The organism is Streptomyces sp. F001 (assembly GCF_004187715.1).
GTDB lineage: Bacteria > Actinomycetota > Actinomycetes > Streptomycetales > Streptomycetaceae > Streptomyces > Streptomyces flavusporus.
The window spans coordinates 1-1695 of sequence record NZ_QZWF01000159.1; the positions used below are offsets into that span (position 1 = coordinate 1).

At 64.7% G+C, this 1695-nt stretch carries 1 protein-coding gene and 1 pseudogene; one reads left to right on the forward strand and one right to left on the reverse strand.

Annotation, left to right across the window (positions count from 1 at the left end; all coding sequences use genetic code 11):
- Positions 1 to 66: 66 nt before the first annotated feature.
- Entirely contained in the window at positions 67 to 270 is a 204-nt protein-coding gene (locus StrepF001_RS45215; protein WP_129803875.1) for a hypothetical protein, read from the reverse strand.
- Positions 271 to 945: 675 nt separating this feature from the next.
- Here StrepF001_RS45215 and StrepF001_RS45220 point away from each other — a divergent pair.
- A pseudogene (locus StrepF001_RS45220) lies at positions 946 to 1695 on the forward strand (IS5 family transposase); the annotation flags it as partial.

Genomic DNA, 1695 nt, shown 5'->3' on the forward strand with positions numbered 1-1695 from the left:
GTCCCCCACTCGGGGGCAGACCCATTCCCCATCGAGCTGGCTTCGGCCGATGGTCAGCTGGGGTGGTCAATCCCCGACCATGCCGCGGTACTCCTGCGTCATGTTCCAGACGATGGGGCGGAGGAGCTTGTCGGTCTTGCGGAGGAAGACGTCGCGCTCCGTGGTGTCAGTCGCCAGGTGGGCCTCGTTGAGGTAGGTCGAGGCGGTCTCCACATCCTCGTGGCCGTTGATGCCGGCCATGGAGAAGTTCCGGGGGGCGGTTCCCAGCACAGGCGATGTCGTCGGCGTAGAGGCGGATGATGTCGTTGACGGTGATCGTGGTGGTGGGCACGGTTGGCCTCCGAGGGTTCGTCGGTATAGGGCCGGACTGTCCGGTCCTCCGCACCGCCCCATCCTGGCGGGCGGGTTGGGGCGGCACAGGGAGCCGTCAGGGTGCAGCGCGGTCGACGACGGGCCAGTGCATGTCGCGGTGGCGGAGGTCGACTTGGTGGCCGCGGCGGCGCAGGCGCCGGGCCAGCAGGTAGGCCGTGACGCCAGCGCTTTTCCGGACTAAGGAGTGGGTCGTGGGCTGGCCTGTTTACCGCCGTTCACCGTCTGCGGTTGAGCCTTGGCCTGCCCTGGATGGACAGGGCATCGGGCAGCCAGAGGGACTAATCCATTGCGGACGTAACCGATGGCTTGGCTCGGTTCAGGGCATCGTGCGCGTCTGAATCGTGATCTGAGAGGGCGTTCACGTAGTTTTGTTCCGAAAAATGGCTTTTGTCGCTGTCCTGTTTTGTGTCGCTTTGACCAGGATGTGAGCTTCGTCGGCTCCCGCTGTGCGGGCCCCGCCATCCGTTTCGCTCGCTTCTGCCACCGGGATTCCGTCTGGTTTGAAGATGCGCCAGAACCTCCCGATGAACAGCGGAACAGCACCTTCCGGCCCTCTCGTGGCAACGCTACGGCGTGAGCGAGCCGAAGCCGTACCCCAGCGACCTACCCGACGCCCGATGGGCCTTGATCGAGCCGACCCTGACAGCATGACGGAAAGCCCGGCTCGACCGCCGCCCGACTGGCCAGCCGGCGAAAGTCGAACTCCGCGACGTGTTCAACGCGATTCTCTACGTGAACCGCACCGGAATCCCCTGGAAGTACCTTCCGCACGACTTCCCCGGCCACGGCACCGTCTACTTCTACTACGCCGCCTGGCGCGACGAGGGAATCTTCGCCCAGCTCAACTACGACCTCACCGCCCTGGCCCGCGTGAAGGAAGGACGCAAGCCCGAACCGACGGCCTCCGTCATCGACACCCAGAGCATCAAGACCTCCACCAACGTGCCCGTGACCAGCCAGGGAACGGACGCCGCGAAGAAGATCGTAGGTCGGAAGCGAGGCATCCTCACCGACACGATCGGCCTGATCCTCGCAGTGACCGTGACCGCCGCCAGCCTCTCCGAGAACGCCCTGGGAATACGCCTCCTCAACCAAGCCAAAAGCACTTACCCCACCATCGCCAAGAGCTGGGTCGACACCGGCTTCAAGAAGGCCGTCGTCGAGCACGGCGCGAAGCTCGGAATCGACGTCGAAGTCGTCGACAAAAACCCTGGAACCCGCGGATTCCATGTCTTGAAAAGGCGCTGGGTAGTAGAGCGGAGCATCGGTTGGATCATGATGCACCGGCGACTCGCCCGCGACTACGAGACCCTCGCCGCCAGC